A 21,694-nucleotide genomic window follows, 5' to 3' on the forward strand; every position below is an offset into this window, starting at 1 on the left:
TACCACAGATACGTGTGAATCGTTGGTTGTTCAACAACGACACTTACGCTGGAAGTTTAGGTGGTTTGTTTATTAGGGAACGTTTATATGGATTTGTTTGACCGCACGCCCTCTACTGCGACCACTATGGGTGAAGAAGCTCCCCTTGCCTACCGTATGCGCCCACTGACCCTTGACGATTTTGTCGGCCAGCAGGCATTAGTGGGGCCTGAAAAACCCCTACGTCGAATGGCAGAATCCGGGGTCGTACGCTCAATGATTTTATGGGGGCCACCCGGCGTGGGGAAAACCACGCTAGCAGAGTTACTAGCACGTGCTTCTGGCGCTCATCTTGAGCATTTAAGTGCTGTCATGGCCGGCGTGAAAGAAATTCGTTCAGCAGTAGAGCGAGCCCAACAACGCACATCGCCTACACTTCTATTCTTAGATGAAATCCACCGTCTAAACAAGAGTCAACAAGACGCGTTGCTGCCCCATGTGGAGTCTGGCCTGCTAACATTGATCGGCGCAACGACAGAAAACCCCTCTTTTGAAGTTAACTCGGCGCTACTCTCCCGGGCTCGGGTCTATGTACTTAAACCACTGAGCCATGACGAACTTATCCAGGTCCTATCCCAGGCGTTAAACGACCCGGAGCATGGCCTAGGAAAACGCAGCATTGAGGTGGAAGAGGGAGTATTAGAGGCGCTTGCTCATGCCAGTGCAGGCGACGCACGTCGCGCACTGGGACTGCTAGAAACGGCTTGTGACTTTACTGTGCAACATGGTGATAAAGAGGTGCTACATAAAGCGGTATTAGCCGATGTTGTAGGTCATCAATCAAGCGCCTTTGATAAGCAGGGTGATGCTTATTACGATTTATTATCAGCAATTCATAAATCAATTCGTTCATCACGTCCTGATTCAGCGCTACTTTACATGGCACGTTTTTTACAGGGCGGCGGCGACCCGCTTGATATTGTGCGCCGCTTAACGGCGATTGCCTCAGAAGATGTAGGAAATGCTGACCCACGAGCACTGCCCCTGGTCATTGCTGCTTGGGATGCCTATTTACGTTTAGGCGACTACGAGGGCCAGCGTGCGATTGCCCACGCCGCCGTTCATCTAGCGGTTGCGCCAAAAAGCAATCGTATTGACCGTGCCTGGAAGGCTGCACAGCAGTTTGTGCAGCAGCAACCCCAACTGGAAGTTCCCAACTACCTTCGTAACGCCCCGACCAAATTGATGGAGCAGTTGGGGCACGGCCAAGGGTACCGCTACGCGCATAACGAACCCTATGGCTATCCTGCTGGCAGCGCCCATGACTGTTGGCCAGACGAATTGCCCAAAATGCGCTTTTATGAACCGAGCGAATTTGGTCAGGAAAAGCGCTTTGGCGAGATAATGGCGTGGCGGGAACAGCGTGATCAGGAAGCCGATCAGGCACCCTAGGGTGCCTGGTCCAATCATTGTGCAGAGTACATTATTGCAAGCAGTATATTACTTTTCTCACAGCTTTTTTTACAGCTCTTCACGGATAACATCAGTGCCATCAGGAATATCAAAATTGAATAAGCTGCGGTCAATATTACCGTTACGGGTAATGTCGCTGAACGTAATTGCGGTACGCTGGCCGGTACTGTCCATCATCCACAGTTCAGTTAAAGTCTGATCGTCAAAGACCATGCTCAGCTCTTCGAATAGCGTATCCGCTGAGATAGGAATCAGCGTAAACACGTCGTCACCGTCCTGCTGTTCATGAAATACGTCATAGCTAGCAGTTAGATCGTTTGCACTGCCTGAAAGCAACAGCGCTGGGGTATGTGTGACTCGGTCATCCATCGCTTGAACGGTGACCTGCTCAAGATCCGGATCGTAAAGATAAACATCTTCTCCATCAGAAACTACCACTTGGGAGTAAGGCGCTTCCACTTCCCAGCGCAGCATGCCAGGACGCGAGAGCCACATTTCCCCACGGGCGCTTTGTAAGCGCTCGCCACCACCGTCTAAAATCTGCTGTTCAAACGTCGCTTGATAGTTTTCTAGCGGGTCAAGCCGCTCAGTAAGACGCTCTGCGGCGTCATTGGCCCACGCCATAGGCGCTGCAAAGGCTAGCCCTAGCGCGCTGGCTGCTAACGCTAACGATGATGAGCGTCGAATATGGGTATCGCGCATTATTTTCTCCCTAGGCAGTCATTGCCGGATAGCGGACGAGGCAAGGAGCGTGAAGACGATCCGTGTAGCCTCTCAGACGCAAAACGCGCCGCAGGGTTTCACCTACGGCGCGACTTTCACGCTTATTGCATTATTGAAGCAAACGCCAGACACTTGTTAAAAGATAAGTCAGTGGCCTATCGGTGGCGGCGCCAGCACTTCGCGGGCACCGTTAGACCCCATAGAAGTAACCACGCCAGCACTTTCCATTGCTTCTACCAAGCGTGCAGCGCGGTTATAGCCGATTTTAAAGCGACGTTGCACGGCAGAAATAGAAGCTTTGCGCGTTTCAGTAACGAACTGAACTGCTTCATCGTAAAGCGCATCCTGCTCTGCATCATCACCATCTACGCCCTCAGCCTCAAGACCCGCCAGCGCATCTGCAGTCACACCACCTGACAGAATTTCTTCGATGTACTCAGGCGCACCACGTCGTTTCCAATCATCTACGACCCGATGCACTTCGTCATCATCTACAAAAGCACCATGTATCCGGTTAGGCGGCCCTGAGCCAGCGGGTAAGTACAGCATATCGCCATGGCCAAGCAGGCTCTCTGCGCCACCCTGATCCAGAATGGTACGCGAATCAATCCGTGACGATACCTGGAAGGCCATACGCGACGGAATATTCGCTTTAATTAACCCTGTTACCACATCAACCGATGGGCGCTGGGTAGCCAAAATCAAGTGAATTCCCGCTGCACGCGCTTTTTGTGCTAAGCGAGCAATTAGTTCTTCAACTTTTTTCCCGACGATCATAAACATGTCGGCGAATTCGTCGATCACCACTACAATGTAGGGCAGCTTTTCAAGAATCGGCGGCGTTTGATGCATTTCCCAAGGCTGCGGCTCCCAAAGCGGGTCAGCCACCTGGGCGCCTGCGTTTTTAGCCTCATCTAAACGCCCATTAAAACCTGCAATGTTACGCACCCCCATCGCCGCCATTAGCTTGTAGCGGCGCTCCATTTCCGCAACACACCAACGCAGACTATTAGCAGCTTCTTTCATATCAGTGACCACTGGCGCCAAAAGGTGCGGAATGCCATCGTAAACCGACAACTCCAGCATTTTTGGGTCAACCATGATCAGCTTAAGCTCATCAGGGGTCGCTTTTAGCAGCATGGAAATCAGCATGGCGTTAACACCGACTGACTTGCCTGACCCTGTTGTACCCGCCACCAGCAGATGGGGCATCTTACCGAGATTGGCGACAACGGGCCCTCCACCAATGTCTTGCCCCAACGCCATGGTCAGCGGCGAGCTTTCCTGTTGATAGCGGTCAGAGTCGATTACCTCACGCAGACGGATCATTGCCCGATGAGGGTTAGGTATTTCAATGCCAACCGTTGGGCGTCCTGGAATGACTTCAACCACACGCACACTCTTAACCATTAATGAGCGTGCAAGGTCTTTGGCAAGGTTACTGATTTTAGAAACTTTCACCCCAGCCGCCGGTTTAATTTCAAATCGGGTGATAACCGGACCAGGCCATGTATCAACGACTTCTGCCTTAACCCCATACTCACGTAGCCGCACTTCTAACAGCTCTGCCATATCAGCCAGCTGCTGCTCCGTATAGTTAGGCTCATGCGGCTCAGGAGGTGTCAACAACTGAAGACTAGGCACATCCCCTTCTGGCTCATCGAGCGTTTCAAATGCTGGACGCTGACTCTGCAGATGCTCAACAGTCCATAGGGTAGGAGTACTGTCTGGCTCTTTTTCCTCAGAAGCCCTCAAGCCTGGTGAGCCAGCCTCGGGCGATTGTGCAGAGAGCGTTGGCTCTCGGCGTGTCGCGGTGCTGGCTGGTGTTACTGCCGACGGGGCGTCGTCGTCTTCCTCATCATTCCATACTGGCTCAGGCACGACTTCGGGCACTCTTTCAGAGCGTGGTTCAACGGCCGGCGAAGGGCGAACGTCATCACCTGGAGGCGTTATAGCAGGTGCTTGTTCGCGTTCAGGCAAGCGCGTGGAAACGGGTGCTATATCATCGCACTCATGGTCATCGTTCCACTGAGGTGTACTTGCATCGCGCTGCTGTATTTCATGCGCTGACTGAGACATCGGCGGTGACTGATGCTCTGTGTCATCGCCTGAAACGTCTGAAGGTGAGTGCAATGAAAGCTCTTCTTCTCCGGGTAAGCCAGGAGCAGGTCGTGAAGCTGGCTGTTGATCTGCGGGCTCATCGAAAGCAGGCTCTTTAAACGCAGGCTCACTCGGCTCACGTTCAGGCTCAGACTCTTGAGTGGACAGCGGTATCGAAGGCGTTGGCTCGCTGTCTTCATCGTTGATGCGCACCGCAAAAGCATCTTCACGTGGCGCGCTGTCCGGCCTTGCCAAAGTGCGTTCAACCTCTTTTTCTTTTTCCACCTCTTTTTCTAGGTCTTTTTCGTCCTTATGATCTCCATTACTCACCGCTCTATGTTCGGCAACGGGCTCTTTTTTAGTGTCTGCTTTAGCTGCAGGCTGTACTTCAGCGGATGCTGAAGACTGTCCAGCCTCAACCGAAATATCTTGAGAAGCGTTTATATCAGGCGTTGGCTGTTCACGCTTAGGCATTGCTTGGGCTGGCAACGCTCCCGAAAATGCAGCCGCTTCCCATGGAATAGACGTATCTGTCGTGGCAGAAAAACTAGGCTCACGACGTGTTTGGCGGTTTTCTCGTGCAGGCTCCGGCTGGCGATGTTCGTCTTCTAGGTTAGAGCGCTGCGTATTACTTTCTTGCTTCGTTGTTTTAAACTCGGTGAGCGGCTTCTCTTTTACTTTTTGAGAGGCAGCCTTTGCGGCAGCTCGCACAGCGGCACGTTGTGCACGCTTTTCACGCCCTTTAGCGCGCCGAGCGCTGACCCAGCCCCCTACTTTACATAGACGACGACCAAGCTCATCAGCCACCTGTAACCACGACATGCCGCTAAACAGCGGAAAACCGATCAATATTAGCGCAGCAGAAATAAGGCCCACGCCACCACTGCTGACCAGTGGTTTTAAAGTATTTACCAACCCCTCGCCTAATATCCCCCCTGATGCGTAGGGCAACAGACTGTCAGGATGGTAAAAATGGAGTGCTCCCAGCATAGTGGTGCCGAACATAAGCAGTACCAACCCAGCAGAGTGCACGGCAATCGCCACTGGGTCGATTTCAAATCGTACCTGGCGCGACCTCATTAACCACCAAGCAGCATAACCAAACATGCCCGGCCACCATAAAGCGCTGGCACCCAGCAGTGAATAAAGCACATCCGCAAGCCAGGCCCCTACAGGGCCCATCCAGTTCTGAACATCCGTTTCTGGCCCTTGATAAGACCAACCTGGGTCAGCTGGGTCATAACTAAACAGTGCTAATAACAAAAATACACATAGCGCAAGCAGCACCACAACTACGCCTTCGCGCGCCGCACCCTGCAAGCGCAGGCCAAACCGGCGAGCTTTCTCCTTTGCCGCCGTCACTCGCCCAGTAGTGGCCTTTGATGATGGTTGACGCGAGTTACGTTGCGTTCGCTTGTCTACCGCCTTATTTACTTTCAAGCGATTCTCCCTTTACACCTTAATGGTGTCTTTAATCCACTTGCGAGTTTGCATCATACCGAGCATCCTTTCGCCGTCACAGAGCTTCTATCGAAGTGTCTAGTAACAGGAGCAATCAATGTTACCCTGGCTTTCATCGCCACAGCCTATCTTTCCTTCTACCGACCTAGCTCTCGACTCCCCTAACGGCCTTCTTGCCGCCGGCGGAGAGCTTTCTCCATGCTGGCTAATCAGTGCTTACCAGAAAGGTATTTTCCCATGGTATAGCGACGATGAGCCTATTCTATGGTGGAGCCCCAACCCACGCATGGTATTGCAACCAGAACAGTTTAAGCGACGTCGTAGCCTTGTGAAGCGATTGCGTCATGGTGGTTTTATTGTCACCTTGGATCAACAGTTTGAAAACATTGTTAAAGCATGCGCTGCGCCACGCCCTGGTGAGCCCGGCACCTGGATCAATCAAGATATGCGTGACGCCTACCAACGCCTGCACGAGCTAGGTATCGCACATAGCATTGAAGTACATCTTGAAGGCCAGCTAGTGGGAGGGCTTTATGGCGTAGCAATGGGGCCTGTCTTCTTTGGTGAATCGATGTTTTCGCGAGTGCCCGATGCTTCTAAAATTGCTCTCGCCCACTTAGCCCATGCGATGCAGCACCATGAGGGTAAACTTATCGACTGTCAGATGCATACCCCCCACTTGGCAAGCCTTGGTGCGACAACAGTCGCCCGCACGTCGTTCATCAACTATCTTGAAAAGTGGTTGCCTGACAAGGCATTTAACTTAACGACTATGACCAATGAAGCGCCTACTGTACCTGGATCGCCGTGGCTCGACGCCATCGCTTCGACTCATCACCCAGAATGGTAAACGTATTCAGATTAACCAAGGAGGCAAGCCGTGAGTAGTAACGCTCCTCGCCGCCCTGTGCGGGATTTGCGCTTCTTCCTAACCGTTCCTCATGCTTGCAGCTACCTTCCAGGCAAAGAGGCAACCACCCTGTTTCTGGATCCCCAGGAATCTCCCGTTCCCGGCGTTTATGACTCGCTTTCGTTACTAGGCTTTCGCCGTAGCGGACGCCATTTATACCGCCCCCACTGTGAGGGGTGTAATGCTTGTCGCTCGGTACGCATTCCCGTCAGCGACTTTAGCGCTAATCGTACCCAACGCAAAATTCGTCGCATCAATGCCGATATTGTTACGCGCATAGTACCTGCCCGCTATGAGGCTGATCATTACACGCTTTATGCAGACTATATTCGTTTACGTCATGCTGATGGCGACATGTATCCTCCGAGCAGAGAGCAGTATCGTACTTTTTTAACGCTTGAAGAACCCTATGCGCATCTTTTAGAAATGCGTTTAGAAGGAAAGCTCGTCGCAGTAGCAGCCTTTGATCAGCTTGAGCATGGACTATCAGCTATTTATACGTTTTTCAGTGTGGATGAGGGCTTGGAAAAGCGATCCTTGGGAACCTTTGCTATTCTCAAGCTAATAGAACTTTGCGGTGAAAAATCGCTACCTCACTTGTACCTTGGGTATTGGATTGAGGAGTGCCGAAAAATGCGCTATAAGCGGGCGTTCACCCCTATTGAAGTACTCGACGGACGCCATTGGCGGCCTTTAATTTACTAAACTTGCCAGCTTTTTTGCCTTGCTGGCAGGCTTACGGCACAATATAGCGCTGCTTACTGGGTAACCGTCACCTGACGACGCCCATTGAAGTGACTGATTAGACCAAACCATTACGTTAAATAAGTGAGGATCTGCCTATATGGCACGCGAAGATCATATTGAAATGGAAGGCGTTATTGTTGATACCCTTCCCAACACCATGTTCCGTGTTGAGCTGGAAAACGGCCACGTCGTTACCGCTCATATTTCAGGCAAGATGCGCAAAAACTACATCCGTATCCTGACAGGCGACAAGGTAAAAGTAGAGCTGACGCCCTACGATCTGTCAAAAGGCCGTATTGTTTATCGCTCGCGCTAAGACTTGGTAACGCTTTCAAGCAAACACTGCCCGCGCATGCACGCATCCCGTTTTTAAATGCAGTGCAAACATAGCGTAAGTACGGCGCCGCTCTCTGGAAACGACAACGCCCCGTCGATGACAGGGCGCTGTGCTTTAGTGAAGTAAGAGCGTGAGGTTTTAGGTGTAAAACTTAGTCAGCCTTAGCGCCCTTTTCAGGGCGCATCCGCCATCTCCGACTCCGTTGATAAATGCAGCTCACCTTCTTCAAGGTTAACATGCACAATACCGCCTTGATCAGCCAGCTCGCCAAATAGAATCATCTCAGCCAACGGCTTTTTCAGTTTCTCCTGGATCAAGCGGGCCATTGGGCGTGCCCCCATATCGGGGTCATACCCCTTCTCTGCCAGCCAGTCTCTCGCCATATCATCGACTTCAAGCTGCACACGCTTTTCGTCTAACTGTGCCTGCAACTCGATTAGGAATTTATCGACAACGTTACGCACAACCGACGTTTGCAGCGCATGGAATTGAATAATGCCATCCAAACGATTGCGGAACTCAGGCGAGAAGGTGCGGCGAATCACTTCCATCGCATCCGTTGAGTGATCCTGGTTCTGGAAACCGATAGAGCGCCGTGATGCCTGCTCTGCCCCAGCATTGGAAGTCATGATTAGGATAACGTGACGGAAATCCGCTTCGCGGCCATTGTTATCTGTCAAACGACCGTGATCCATGACCTGCAGCAGCAGGTTGAACACTTCAGGATGCGCCTTCTCAATCTCATCTAGCAGCAATACACAATGCGGCTGCTTGGTGACAGCTTCAGTTAGCAGCCCACCCTGGTCATAGCCTACGTAGCCTGGCGGGGCACCAATCAAACGCGAAACCGTATGGCGCTCCATGTACTCCGACATATCAAAGCGTACTAGCTCAATACCCATGATATGCGCCAACTGCTTAGCCACTTCGGTCTTACCAACACCAGTTGGACCAGCAAACAAGAAACTCCCCACCGGCTTATCTGGCGATTTCAAACCTGCACGGGAAAGTTTGATAGCAGCCGACAGGGTATCGATGGCTTCATCTTGTCCGAACACCAACATTTTCAGGTCGCGATCAAGCTTTTCAAGCAACTTACGGTCCGAACTTGAAACACTTTTGGGTGGAATACGCGCAATAGACGCCACTACCGCTTCTACCTGCTCAACATCAATTGTATTCGCCCGTACTTCTGGCGGCAGCATACGCTGATGCGCGCCCGCCTCGTCAATCACATCGATAGCTTTATCGGGTAGGTAACGGTCATTAATGTAGCGATCAGCTAAGCGTGCGGCACTTTCTAAGGCGCCATCGGTGTACTTAAGCTCATGGTGCTCTTCAAAGCGAGACCGCAATCCTTTAAGGATTTTGATGGTGTCATCCACCGAAGGTGCCAGCACATCCACTTTTTGGAATCGACGAGCCAGAGCACGATCTTTCTCAAAAATGCCGCGGAACTCCTGGAATGTTGTTGAACCAATACAGCGCAACTCGCCGGATGAAAGCAATGGCTTCAACAGGTTAGAGGCATCCATTACACCGCCAGACGCTGCACCAGCTCCTATTACGGTATGGATTTCATCGATAAAGAGCACGGCATTAGGCTGCTTGCGTAATTCACTAAGCAGACTTTTCAGACGCTTTTCAAAATCACCGCGGTATTTAGTACCCGCCAATAGCGCACCCATATCCAGCGAGTAGACCACTGCATCGGCAATAACGTCAGGCACATCTTCTTCAACTATACGTTTCGCCAAGCCTTCTGCAATGGCAGTTTTACCAACGCCAGCTTCACCAACTAGAAGTGGGTTATTCTTACGACGGCGGGCAAGAATTTGCACCACACGCTCAAGCTCATGGTCACGGCCAATCAATGGATCTATTTTGCCTTGACGCGCCTGCTCATTCAGATTGGTAGCGTAACCGGTTAACGGATGCGCAGCACCTTCTGCACTACCCTCTTCAGCATCTTCACTCTCTTGGGAAGATGGCGAAGGCGCAGGGCCATGACCGGAGACTTTAGAAATACCATGAGCGATGTAGTTAACCGCATCTACGCGCGCAACGCTTTGCTGTTTTAGGAAGTAAACCGCTTGGCTTTCCTGTTCAGAGAAAATAGCGACCAGTACATTAGCACCGGTAACTTCGCTCTTGCCAGATGACTGCACGTGAAATACCGCACGTTGCAGTACGCGCTGGAATCCAAGCGTTGGTTGTGTTTCGCGGTCCGCTTGGCTTTCAGGAATCAATGGTGTGGTCGAATTAATAAAATCCTGCAGATCGGACCGCAGCTTATCGAGATTCGCCCCACACGCCTTCAACACGTCAACTGCTGACGCATTATCCAGCAACGCCAGAAGCAGGTGCTCAACGGTCATAAACTCGTGGCGCTTTGAGCGAGCCACGGTGAAGGCCGTGTTCAGGGTAAGTTCAAGTTCTTTGCTCAGCATGGCAGTCCCCTTTTCGCTACTACCTAGGGCGTGTCGCCACCTAGGGCTTGCGTCGGATCAGTTTAATCGACCGGCACTTTCAACATCGGGTACAAACGGCGCACTTGCAAGGCCCATCGCTAATTTTTTTCAACGCTTTCAGTCGGCAGCTTCGATATCGCTCATTAAAGGATGCTCGCATTCGCGGGCATATTCGTTTACCTGGTAACTTTTCGTTTCAGCAATATCCCGTGTAAAGATACCGCATGTCGCTTTGCCTTGGGTATGCACTGCAAGCATCACTTGTACCGCTTGCTCGCTATCCATATTAAAAAACCCTTGTAATACCTCAACAACGAATTCCATCGGCGTGTAATCATCGTTATGAAGTATCACTTTGTACAAGGGTGGCCGAGCTAGTTCAGGATCAGCCGGTTGAACGGCTAAGTCATCATCATAATCAGGCGCATCAGGCCGAGTCATCCCTGCATGCAGGGTAGCCACGATGTATGGGCTGTCTGTAATAGGCATAAGCAGCAAGGTTTATCGTCTCTTAGCTGGCGGGTGGTGTCTTACGGTGCTTGAGTCATCCATCCTAGGCGTCAATGACTCGAAATCTCATTACTCCAGCTTGGCTTACCACAGTAAGACGCCCAATCCCAGCAAGGGTTCATGGAAAATATAAAATTAGCATATTACATAAGACAAAAAACCCTCGCCCACTAAGGCGGGCGAGGGATATCACAGCGTTTTCATACGCGTTGCTCAGCGGCAGCGCAGATTGCTTGTGATTTAAGACCTTAACCGTTAGCGACCATTGCAAGGGCTTCGTTGAGCGTCTTGCTCGGGCGCATGACTTGGCTCGCTACTTCCCCATTCGGGTGGTAATAGCCTTTAAGGTCAACAGGCTGGCCTTGCACGCTATTCAGCTCGTCAATGATCGTAGCTTCATTTGCTTTCAGCGTTTCTACCAAGCGAGCAAAGCGTGTTTTCAGCTCAGCATCTTGATCCTGGTTTGCCAATGCTTCTGCCCAATACAGCGCCAGATAGAAATGGCTGCCACGGTTATCAAGCTCACCCACTTTGCGTGAAGGTGACTTGTTGCTTTCTAGGAACTTGCCGTTAGCTTCATCCAACGCTTTCGCCAGCAGCTTAGCACGGTCATTGCCAAACCGTTTGGCAAGGTGCTCCAAAGAAGCAACTAGCGCCAAGAACTCACCCAGGCTGTCCCAACGCAGGTGGTTCTCTTCAAGCAACTGCTGAACGTGCTTAGGTGCAGAACCACCAGCGCCTGTTTCAAACAGACCACCGCCATCCATCAACGGCACGATAGAAAGCATTTTGGCGCTCGTACCCAACTCAAGAATCGGGAATAAGTCGGTCAGGTAATCGCGGAGAATGTTGCCTGTCACCGAGATCGTGTCGAGACCACGAATCACACGTTCAAGGGTGTAACGCATCGCCCGAACTTGGGACATGATGTGGATTTCAAGCCCATCAGTGTCGTGATCCTTGAGATACGTTTTGACCTTCTTGATCAACTCGTTTTCGTGCGGGCGGTAAGGGTCGAGCCAGAAGACGGTGGGCATACCAGAGTCACGGCAGCGCTCCACGGCCAGCTTAACCCAGTCGCGAATCGGCGCGTCTTTAACCTGACACATACGCCAGATATCGCCCTGCTCTACGTTCTGCGATAACAGCACTTCGCCGGTATCTAGGTCAGTGATGTTCGCCACGCCATCTTCTGGCACTTCGAAGGTTTTATCATGAGAGCCGTATTCTTCAGCTTTCTGCGCCATCAGACCAACATTAGGTACGGTACCCATAGTGGCTGGGTCAAACGCACCGTGCCATTTACAGAAATTGATCATTTCCTGATAGATACGCGCGAAGGTCGACTCAGGCATGACGGCTTTGACGTCCTTGAGACGACCATCGGCACCGTACATCTTGCCGCCAGCACGAATCATCGCTGGCATAGAAGCGTCTACAATCACATCGCTGGGCGAGTGGAAGTTGGTGATGCCACGAGCCGAATCAACCATTGCCAGCTCTGGGCGCTTGTCATGGCACGCATGCAAGTCACTAATGACCTCATCACGCTGAGATTCCGGCAAGGTCGCAATCTTGTCGTAAAGATTAGCGATACCGTTGTTAACATCGACCCCTAGCTCTTTGAACAGCTCACCGTGCTTTTCAAAGGCGTCCTTGTAGAAAATTTTAACGCAGTGCCCAAACACGATGGGGTGCGAGACCTTCATCATGGTTGCTTTAACGTGCAGTGAGAACATCACACCGGTCTTACGCGCATCTTCGATTTCACGCTCGTAAAAATCCAGCAGTGCTTTCTTGCTCATAAACATGCTGTCGATGATTTCGCCGTCAAGCAGCTCGACTCGTGGCTTGAGCACCTTGGTTTCACCGCTGGCGGTGATCAGCTCCATTTTGACGTTGCGGGCGCGATCCAGGGTCATCGACTTCTCACCATGGTAGAAGTCGCCGCTATGCATGTGCGAAACATGGGTACGCGATGCTTGGCTCCACTCTCCCATCGAGTGCGGATACTTGCGTGCGTACTCTTTCACGGCCTTTGGTGCGCGACGGTCGGAATTACCTTCACGCAATACGGGGTTAACTGCGCTGCCTTTCACTTTGTCATAGCGCGCTTTGATATCTTTCTCTTCGTCGCTGCTTGGGTCGTCCGGATATTCGGGTAGTTTGTAACCCTGTTCTTGCAGCTCTTTGATCACAGCACGCAGCTGCGGCATAGAGGCACTAATATTTGGTAACTTGATGATATTGGCTTCGGGAACCTTAGCCAGAGCACCCAATTCAGCCAAGTGATCTTCGATACGCTGCTCTTCGGTCAAGTAGTCTGGGAACAGAGAGAGAACGCGAGCCGCCAGGGAGATATCACGGGTTTCCACCTCGATACCAGCAGCGTCGGTGAATGCATCAATAATCGGTAGCAAAGAGTATGTCGCGAGCGCAGGTGCCTCGTCGGTGAGCGTGTAGATGATCTTCGGCGTTTTAGACATTTTGCGTTAACCTCTTTTTTCTATCGCTGTGATTATAAAGATCCTGAGCGACGCGACTCATTGAACGAGAGACCATGCCGCGAAGCAGGCGGGGCCATATAATTGGCTTTCCCGGTTATCAATCGGTGGTTCTTACGGCAGTTCTTTCTATAGTTTTGCAGTGATAATAATGGCAACTCCAGCGCGATTTGACCGCTGTTTGAGAGCTAGCCCGAAGTATACCAGCGCTGCATTTTAATCGCATGAGAGATTGTCGACAAATCAAGGGCGACCCCTAAACGAAATTATGAGCACCCTATATTTATTGCATAAACCCTATCGCATGCTTTCCCAGTTTACTGATAAGCAAGGCCGAGACACATTAGCCAATGTTATCGATATGCCTGGCGTTTACGCCGCAGGCAGGCTTGACTACGACTCGGAAGGCCTTTTGCTATTAAGCGATGATGGAAGCCTTATCCACCGTATTGCCCACCCGCGACACAAACAGCCCAAAACTTACTGGGTGCAGCTCGAAGGGCAGATTGATGATGAGGCAATGAGTGCCCTGAAAAACGGCATCACGTTAAAAGATGGCCCCACCCAGCCAGCAAAAGCGCGGCGCATTGAGCCACCTGCCATCGCCCAACGCGACCCAAGGATTGACCCTAAGCGCCACCCAACCACCAGTTGGATAGAGTTAACCATTACTGAAGGCCGCAACCGCCAAGTTCGTCGCATGACCGCCCACGTGGGCTTTCCCACGCTGAGGTTAGTACGCGCAGCCATTGGCCCATGGCAACTTGGCGATCTGGCCCCTGGCGAGTGGCGCAAAGAAACACTACACGCCCCACGCCCCACTAAAGCACCAAAGCGCAGCGGCACTCCTCGGCACAGGCACTCAAAATGAGCAGTAAGACAATCAAAAACGCCATCATCAGAAGCACCGTTGCCTGCGTGATTCAGCGCGACGACCGTTTTTTGATGGTGGAAGAAGCCCGCGGCGGTAGGCAAACCGTTTTTAACCAACCGGCTGGGCATGTAGAGCCTGGCGAAGGGCCGATGGCAGCCATTTTGCGCGAAGTGCAGGAAGAGACCGCTTGGCAGGTGACGCTAACCGACTATTTAGGTCTTTACGTATTCCACACGCCAGAAGGCCTTACCTTTCATAGTCATGGTTTTATAGCGACACCAGACGTCATGCTCTCGTCACCCATTGATAGCGATATCACCGCCACTCACTGGCTCACATTGGATGACATTAAAGTCCTCGGCGATGCCGGTCGGCTGCGCAGCCCCCTAGTGCTTAAACGAATCGAAAACGCCATTAAGGGCCACTGTTACCCTCTGGCTGTGATTCATGAGTGAAGCACTCGAAGCACCAAGCCTCCATCGTGTATAATCAGCGCCCAATTGCACACTACTTCAACTGAGGATGCCAATGACATCCACCCATGGCACGTCTATTCCTGAAGCGCCCGAGACCCAAAAAGTAATCGTTGGTATGTCGGGCGGCGTTGACTCATCGGTTTCTGCTCTCCTTCTACTCCAACAAGGGTACGAGGTTGAGGGCCTGTTTATGAAGAATTGGGATGAAGACGACGGCACCGAATACTGCACGGCAAAAGAAGACCTTGCCGATGCAGAGGCCGTGTGTGAGAAGCTGGGCATCAAGTTGCATACGGCCAATTTCGCATCCGAGTATTGGGATAACGTCTTCGAGCACTTTTTGGCCGAATATAAAGCGGGCAGAACGCCCAATCCCGATATTCTATGTAACCGAGAGATCAAATTTAAGGTCTTTCTAGACTACGCTGAAATGCTAGGCGCCGATAAAATCGCAACCGGGCACTATGTTCGACAAGGAGTTCGCGAAGGGCGTCCACGCCTGCTAAAAGGTGTGGATAGCAATAAAGATCAAAGCTATTTCCTACACGCTGTGCCTGAAGCGGCAATTGCCCGTACTCTGTTTCCTGTTGGTGAGCTGGAAAAACCTGTCGTTAGAGCCTTGGCAGAACAGCACGATCTTATTACCGCCAAGAAAAAAGACTCTACTGGTATTTGCTTTATCGGTGAGCGCCGCTTCCGCGACTTTTTGCAGCAATACCTGCCCGCACAACCCGGCAACATTGAAACGCCCGAAGGCGATGTCATTGGCAAGCATATGGGACTGATGTACTACACCCTGGGACAGCGTCAAGGGCTAGGCATTGGTGGCTTAGCCAACTATTCGGAAGACCCATGGTACGTGGCGGCCAAAGACCTTGAGCGCAATGTATTGATTGCCGTCCAAGGCAAGCATCACCCCCTGCTGTTCACCAATGCATTGGCCACTGAAGCCATGGACTGGGTAGCAGGTGAACCGCCAGCCGCACATGGTCGTTACACCGCCAAAACCCGCTATCGTCAAAGTGATTGCCCGTGTGAAGTCCATGCGTTGCCCGACGGCACTGTTGAAGTGGTGTTTGATGATCCTCAGTGGGCGGTAACACCTGGCCAGTCATTGGTACTTTATGATGATGATATTTGCTTAGGCGGCGGCGTTATTCGCGCCATTTGGAACACCACGGAGACCGCTGCATGAGCGCTACCCCTATTCATCGCGCACCAGATTCTCAAGCCGCGCGTCAAGCACTAGCGCTGGCCGGTGTCTTTCAATCCGCTAGTTTAGTAGATGAACTCGCGCGCACCGGGCAAGTCGATCCCCGTGCCTGGGAAACACTCATCAATGCAACCGTGGACACCAACCCAGCAAGCTTTGAGGCTATTTATGGCGGCCACCCCAACAATTTACGCCGCGGATTAGAAACACTCGAAGCCCTGGTTGGCCGTAAACAAGCTAATCCTGTGGTTCTCCGTTACGGTTTTTCGCTGCTACTTTTAATGAATAAACTGCGCACCGACCGCCATATGATGGAGTTACTTGGTCAAAAGCTTTCCCATGTACAGGGACAGGCAGAGCACTTTGGCAGCACCCATGAAAATGTGATTGCAAGCCTCGGTGATGCCTACCAAGAGACCATTTCGACGTTTAAAACCCGCATCGTGGTTCAGGGCGATCCCTCTTTACTGCAGACTCGTATGATGCCTGAAAGGGTGCGCGCCTGCTTGATGGCCGGCATTCGTTTTGCGCTGTTATGGCATCAGCAAGGCGGCCGTCGCTGGAAGCTTGTTTTCCAGCGTAAAGCGTTGAGGCGGGCGCTTGATAGCCTTGGCTAACGCGCCCACCGCTCATCTAGGCACTTCGAGCCATTTTTTTGAACTATTGTTTTCGAATCATTGTTTTCGAACCATTATGTTCGAACTCTTGCCTTTAGAACCACTGTCTTCAGACCACCTTGGAAACCAAGCCATGCAACTCTCTGCTTTGACCGCCCTCTCCCCCGTTGACGGACGCTACGGCGCAAAAGCCGCCGCCCTACGGGAGCACTTCAGCGAATTCGGTCTTATCCGTGCTCGCGTGATTGTGGAAGTGCGCTGGCTGCAGCGCCTTGCAGACCACAGCCAAATTGTCGAAGTACCGCCGCTATCAGTCGAAGCGACGGCTTTTCTTGAGCAGTTGATTCGTGACTTTTCTGTCGAAGATGCCGAACGCATTAAAGAAATAGAGCGCACCACCAACCACGATGTCAAAGCGGTTGAGTATTTCTTGAAAGAGAAGATTGCGGGGCAACCCGAGCTCAACGCGGTCACTGAATTTATTCACTTCGCTTGCACCAGCGAAGACATCAACAATCTTTCCTACGGCGTTATGCTGGCGGATGGCCTAAAAGCCACTCTGCCCACCCTGCATGAAGTCGCCGATGAGATTGCTAAATTGGCCATTGCGCACGCGGCTCAACCGATGCTTTCGCGCACCCATGGACAAACTGCCAGCCCCACAACGCTAGGCAAGGAAATGGCCAATGTGGCCTATCGGCTTAAGCGCCAGCTCAAACAAATCGAACGTGTAGAAATACTAGGTAAAATTAACGGTGCTGTGGGTAATTACAACGCCCACCTGACAACCTACCCAGACATTGACTGGGAAGCCAACGCACGCACCTTTGTGGAAGGCTTAGGACTAAGCTTCAACCCCTACACCACACAGATTGAGCCCCACGACTACATTGCCGAGCTTTTCGATGCAATTTGCCGCTTCAACACCATTTTGATCGACTTTGATCGCGACGTATGGGGCTATATTTCGCTGGGCTACTTCAAGCAGCGCACTGTTGAAGGCGAAATTGGCTCATCAACCATGCCGCATAAAGTTAACCCGATTGACTTTGAGAACTCGGAAGGCAACCTGGGCCTGGCTAACGCGGTGCTAAGCCACCTAGCTCAAAAGCTACCGATTTCACGCTGGCAACGCGACCTGACAGACTCCACGGTGCTGCGTAACTTAGGCGTTGGTTTGGCCTACGGTCTGATTGGCTATCATGCCAGCCTCAAGGGGATCAGCAAACTGGAAGCGAATCCTGAGCGCCTAGCCGAAGACCTGGATAACAGCTGGGAAGTACTGGCCGAGCCAATTCAAACGGTTATGCGTCGCTATGGCATCGAAAAGCCCTACGAAAAGCTTAAAGAATTAACCCGCGGCAAACGTATTGATCAAGCAGGCTTTGCTGCTTTTATTGATACGCTTGAGCTACCCGAGTCGGTTAAAAATGAGTTAAAAGCCCTCTCTCCTGCCAGCTATATTGGTAATGCGAAGGCTCAAGCCGAAGCACTTAACCAGCGGCTTGCTGCACTCTAAACGACGCACTGCGCCCTTAGTAAGACGCAGCGCTCATTTGAACTAGGATAACGCCATGAGCCAACACGATAAGCCACTCACATTGTTGGGCGATTTAACGCCCGAAGACTTCTTGGCCAATTACTGGCAGCAGAAGCCGCTGCTGATTCGTGGCGCTATCCCCGACTTTATTAGCCCCATCGACCCCGATGAGCTAGCCGGGCTTGCCTGCGAACCCGGTGTAGAAGCACGTCTTGTGGAAGAAAAAGGGCCTGATGGCCCCTGGCAGGTTTCACACGGCCCGTTTGACGACGCAACCTTTGAGCGGTTGCCGGAAGGCAACTGGAGTCTCCTGGTTCAAGCCGTTGATCACTACGTACCATCTATCGCTGCACTAATGAATGAATTTGATTTCCTTCCCCGCTGGCGATTGGACGACATCATGGTCAGTTATGCGCCGCCTGGCGGTAGCGTCGGCCCACATATCGACCAATACGATGTTTTCCTATTGCAGGCTAGCGGCCACCGACGCTGGCAACTAGGCGGCAAGCAGCCAGACAATGCGCCCATTATCCAAGGTATCGATCTACGTATTCTTGAAACCTTTGAGATTGAAGCTGACTCTGACTGGACGTTAGCACCAGGCGATATGCTCTACCTTCCCCCTGGTTGGGCGCACCATGGCGTTAGCCAAACCGACGACTGCATGACTATCTCGGTAGGGTTTAGGGCACCATCAGCGGATGAAGCCATTACATCCTACGCAGACTATCTCGGAGAGCAGCTTTCTGACTCTCACCGCTATAGCGATGCAGGCATGGCACCTGCCAGCCAAGTCGGTGAGTTCGATGATGCTGCCGTTGAGCGTATGCGCCAGTTCGTACTTTCCACTTTGGATAATCCTGAGCAAATAGCTCAGTGGTTCGGTCGCGTCATGACCCAACCGAAATATATTGACCAAGTAGCGCCCCTTGAAGTGCCAATGACTGAAGCTGACCTTGTTGCTCAACTACAACACGGTGAACCACTGTTTCATATGCCAGGTTCCCGCTTTGCTTGGCGAAGCGATGCCAACGGCACCACGCTCTTTGTAGACGGCGACGGACATCCTTGTTCAAAAGAACTTGCCAAGCGGCTTGCCGACCCGTCACCCATGTATGAAGACGTACTCGCCATTGATGGGGCGGCAGCCCTGATAACACAGTTAGTAAACACTGGAAGCTTAGGCTTTATGGGCGAAGAGGATGACGAGGAGTAGCGGTGACGACGATAACAATCATTAACGGTGATTGGAGTACGCTAAAGGACGAAGCCTCCGAAATACGCCGCGTGGTGTTTATCGAAGAGCAATGCGTACCGCAAGAGGAAGAATGGGATGGCCGTGACGAAGAGTGTCGCCATTTCATCGCCTATCTTGAGGGTCAGCCAGTGGGAACGGCACGACTGCTACCCGACGGCCATATTGGGCGTGTTGCGGTAGTAGATGGCGCGCGTGGCGCTGGCATTGGCTATCAACTCATGGAAGCTGCCATACAGGCTGCCCAAGAAGCTGGCCATCACCATGTAGCACTGAGCGCTCAGTTACACGCCCTGGCCTTTTATCAGCGCTTAGGTTTTATAGCGCATGGCGACATCTTTATGGATGCTGGAATACCTCATCGGGAGATGTCACTAACGCTGTAATCTTCCTTTTTCACCACCGTTGCAATCAAACAATGAAAGCGCTATTAACCATGTGGCGCTTTTTTTGCCCTATTTACAGCTCATCTGACGAAAAACGACTACACAAACAGTGCGTTTTACGACGCTCCTGTAGTCGAGCTACAACCCCTTCTGCCCCCAAGTGACAATTGTTGAACCTGCCGTTCTCGTTGATAGTTATTGCACCGCAGCGTTATGGCGAAAACTTTAACGTCGCCAAACTGAAAACGCTGTAATCGACGTTTAAAGAAGCGCCTCAACAACAGTTACTCTTTGATGCGACGTTTGGCTAAGAGACGTTTTGCTCTGAGACAATTGGCGTAGAGACAGCGCGGTGAATTTCGATAATGCTGAACACATCTTCGCAGGTGCAGCATAAGAATAAGCTAACTTGCGAATAGCTATCACGACCCCGGAGGAAACAGCTTATGTCAGGACTGCTCGACGATATCAAAGCAATGGCCCAACTGCGCGAAGCTCAAGGCGGCAAATGGGAAGCGATCAAACCTGAATACGCTGCACGCATGCGTGCTCAGAACCGTTTCCATACCGGTTTGGACATTGCACGTTACACGGCAAAAATTATGCGTGAAGACATGGCAGCCTACGATGCTGATACGTCTAAGTACACGCAGTCTCTGGGGTGCTGGCATGGTTTTATTGGCCAGCAAAAAATGATTTCCATTAAAAAACATTTTGGTACTACCAAGCGTAGCTACCTTTACCTTTCAGGCTGGATGGTTGCTGCCCTGCGCTCTGAATTTGGCCCGCTGCCCGATCAGTCAATGCATGAAAAAACGTCGGTCGCTAATCTAATTGAAGAGCTTTACACCTTCTTGAAGCAAGCAGACGCATGGGAACTTAACCACCTTTTCCGTGCCCTGGATGATGCTAAAGAAGCAGGCGATAGCGCTAAAGAACAAGAGCTGATCAGCAAAATCGACAACTACGAGACGCATATCGTACCGATCATTGCTGACATCGATGCTGGCTTTGGTAATGCCGAAGCAACGTACCTGCTGGCCAAAAAATTCATCCAGGCGGGTGCTTGCTGTATCCAGCTTGAAAACCAGGTTTCCGATGAGAAGCAGTGCGGCCACCAAGATGGCAAAGTCACCGTTCCCCACGAAGACTTCCTGGCTAAAATCAATGCAGTGCGTTACGCCTTCCTTGAGCTTGGCATTGAAGATGGCGTTATCGTGGCGCGTACCGACTCGCTAGGCGCAGGTCTTACTCAGAAAATTGCAGTCACCAATGAACCCGGCGATCTGGGCGACCAGTACAACAGCTTCTTGGATGGCGATGTCATCGAAAATGCTAGCGATATCAATAACGGCGACGTAGTCATCAAGCAAAATGGCAAGCTAGTTAAGCCAAAACGGTTGGCATCAGGCCTCTACCAGTTCAAACCAGGTACCGGCGAAGACCGCGTTGTGCTTGACTGTATCACCAGCCTGCAAAACGGTGCCGACCTGCTGTGGATTGAAACTGAGAAGCCCCACGTTGGCCAAATCGCCAGCATGGTTAATCGTATCCGCGATGTTGTGCCTGATGCGAAGCTGGTTTACAACAACTCACCCTCGTTTAACTGGACGCTGAACTTCCGCCAGCAAGTATTCGATGCCTGGGAAAAAGAAGGCAAAGATGTGTCTGCTTACCAGCGTGACAAGCTGATGGGTGTTGAGTACGACAACACCGAGCTTGGTCAGCTAGCAGATGAGTGGACACGTAACTTCCAGCGTGACGGCGCTCGTGAAGCAGGTATCTTCCACCACCTGATCACGCTGCCGACCTACCACACGGCCGCACTCTCCACTGACAACTTGGCAAAAGGTTACTTTGGCGACGAAGGCATGCTGGCCTACGTTGCAGGAGTACAGCGCCAGGAAATTCGTCAGGGCATCGCTACTGTACGGCACCAGGACATGGCTGGCTCTAACATTGGCGACGATCATAAAGAGTTTTTCCACGGTGATGCAGCCCTTAAAGCCGGCGGTAAAGACAACACCATGAACCAGTTCGGCTAAACGCAACGTTAAGTTTGCAGAACACAACAGGGGGCTAAAGCCCCCTGTTTTTTGTCGTTTTATATCAAGAACA

General features: G+C 51.7%; 17 protein-coding genes. 12 read left to right on the plus strand and 5 right to left on the minus strand.

All coding sequences use genetic code 11. The features are described from left to right. Positions 1 to 87 precede the first annotated feature (87 nt). Positions 88 to 1,431 (plus strand): replication-associated recombination protein A, encoded by a 1,344-nt coding sequence (locus M0220_RS02530; protein ID WP_264018589.1) that lies wholly within the window; start codon positions 88 to 90, stop codon positions 1,429 to 1,431. Between the two features lie 69 nt (positions 1,432 to 1,500). Here the strand turns inward: M0220_RS02530 and lolA are convergent, their stop codons facing one another. Then, positions 1,501 to 2,154 carry an outer membrane lipoprotein chaperone LolA gene (lolA, locus tag M0220_RS02535; RefSeq protein ID WP_264018590.1) on the minus strand — a complete coding sequence of 218 codons (654 nt, stop codon included), beginning with the start codon at positions 2,152 to 2,154 and terminating at the stop codon, positions 1,501 to 1,503. Positions 2,155 to 2,322: 168 nt separating this feature from the next. Beyond that, positions 2,323 to 5,715, minus strand: coding sequence for a DNA translocase FtsK (locus M0220_RS02540; protein WP_264018591.1), 3,393 nt, complete (start codon positions 5,713 to 5,715; stop codon positions 2,323 to 2,325). 118 nt (positions 5,716 to 5,833) lie between these two features. Here M0220_RS02540 and aat point away from each other — a divergent pair, with 118 nt between their 5' ends. The 3 genes from aat (at position 5,834) to infA (ending at position 7,709) form a co-directional block, all read left to right on the plus strand. Continuing rightward, entirely contained in the window at positions 5,834 to 6,586 is a 753-nt protein-coding gene (gene aat / locus M0220_RS02545; RefSeq protein WP_030070174.1) for a leucyl/phenylalanyl-tRNA--protein transferase, read from the plus strand. A gap of 30 nt (positions 6,587 to 6,616) precedes the next feature. Next, on the plus strand, positions 6,617 to 7,351 hold the full coding sequence (locus M0220_RS02550; RefSeq protein WP_030070173.1) for an arginyltransferase: 735 nt from the start codon (positions 6,617 to 6,619) through the stop codon (positions 7,349 to 7,351). A 139-nt stretch (positions 7,352 to 7,490) separates the two neighbouring features. After that, positions 7,491 to 7,709, plus strand: a complete 219-nt coding sequence (gene infA, locus M0220_RS02555) for a translation initiation factor IF-1 (RefSeq protein ID WP_007111068.1) — start codon at positions 7,491 to 7,493, stop codon at positions 7,707 to 7,709. Between the two features lie 194 nt (positions 7,710 to 7,903). On the opposite strand, the gene clpA is transcribed toward infA, so the two are convergent. The 3 genes from clpA to M0220_RS02570 form a co-directional block, all read right to left on the minus strand. Then, entirely contained in the window at positions 7,904 to 10,180 is a 2,277-nt protein-coding gene (gene clpA / locus M0220_RS02560) for an ATP-dependent Clp protease ATP-binding subunit ClpA (RefSeq protein ID WP_030070172.1), read from the minus strand. A 138-nt stretch (positions 10,181 to 10,318) separates the two neighbouring features. Continuing rightward, on the minus strand, positions 10,319 to 10,642 hold the full coding sequence (gene clpS, locus M0220_RS02565) for an ATP-dependent Clp protease adapter ClpS (protein ID WP_035536235.1): 324 nt from the start codon (positions 10,640 to 10,642) through the stop codon (positions 10,319 to 10,321). 317 nt (positions 10,643 to 10,959) lie between these two features. Beyond that, positions 10,960 to 13,197, minus strand: coding sequence for an NADP-dependent isocitrate dehydrogenase (locus M0220_RS02570; protein ID WP_030070170.1), 2,238 nt, complete (start codon positions 13,195 to 13,197; stop codon positions 10,960 to 10,962). 286 nt (positions 13,198 to 13,483) lie between these two features. Here M0220_RS02570 and M0220_RS02575 point away from each other — a divergent pair, with 286 nt between their 5' ends. The 8 genes from M0220_RS02575 to M0220_RS02610 all read left to right on the plus strand — a co-directional run bounded on the left by M0220_RS02575 (position 13,484) and on the right by M0220_RS02610 (position 21,621). Next, entirely contained in the window at positions 13,484 to 14,086 is a 603-nt protein-coding gene (locus M0220_RS02575) for a pseudouridine synthase (protein WP_030070169.1), read from the plus strand. Further along, on the plus strand, positions 14,083 to 14,544 hold the full coding sequence (locus M0220_RS02580; protein ID WP_030070168.1) for an NUDIX hydrolase: 462 nt from the start codon (positions 14,083 to 14,085) through the stop codon (positions 14,542 to 14,544). The genes M0220_RS02575 and M0220_RS02580 overlap by 4 nt, the downstream gene beginning before the upstream one ends. Before the next feature lie 73 nt (positions 14,545 to 14,617). Beyond that, a complete protein-coding gene (mnmA, locus tag M0220_RS02585) occupies positions 14,618 to 15,760 on the plus strand; it encodes a tRNA 2-thiouridine(34) synthase MnmA (RefSeq protein ID WP_264018592.1) in 1,143 nt (380 codons plus the stop codon). Continuing rightward, positions 15,757 to 16,395, plus strand: a complete 639-nt coding sequence (gene hflD / locus M0220_RS02590; protein WP_264018593.1) for a high frequency lysogenization protein HflD — start codon at positions 15,757 to 15,759, stop codon at positions 16,393 to 16,395. The genes mnmA and hflD overlap by 4 nt, the downstream gene beginning before the upstream one ends. Before the next feature lie 133 nt (positions 16,396 to 16,528). Then, the gene (gene purB / locus M0220_RS02595; protein ID WP_030070165.1) at positions 16,529 to 17,914 is read left to right on the plus strand and encodes an adenylosuccinate lyase; all 1,386 of its coding nucleotides are present in this window, start codon (positions 16,529 to 16,531) and stop codon (positions 17,912 to 17,914) included. Between the two features lie 55 nt (positions 17,915 to 17,969). Continuing rightward, positions 17,970 to 19,151 carry a cupin domain-containing protein gene (locus M0220_RS02600; RefSeq protein WP_264018594.1) on the plus strand — a complete coding sequence of 394 codons (1,182 nt, stop codon included), beginning with the start codon at positions 17,970 to 17,972 and terminating at the stop codon, positions 19,149 to 19,151. Between the two features lie 2 nt (positions 19,152 to 19,153). Then, a complete protein-coding gene (locus M0220_RS02605) occupies positions 19,154 to 19,576 on the plus strand; it encodes a GNAT family N-acetyltransferase (RefSeq protein WP_030070163.1) in 423 nt (140 codons plus the stop codon). 446 nt (positions 19,577 to 20,022) lie between these two features. Further along, a complete protein-coding gene (locus tag M0220_RS02610; RefSeq protein WP_030070162.1) occupies positions 20,023 to 21,621 on the plus strand; it encodes an isocitrate lyase in 1,599 nt (532 codons plus the stop codon). Positions 21,622 to 21,694: the final 73 nt, after the last annotated feature.

The sequence above is a fragment of the Halomonas qinghailakensis genome (genome assembly GCF_025820815.1).
GTDB lineage: Bacteria > Pseudomonadota > Gammaproteobacteria > Pseudomonadales > Halomonadaceae > Vreelandella > Vreelandella qaidamensis.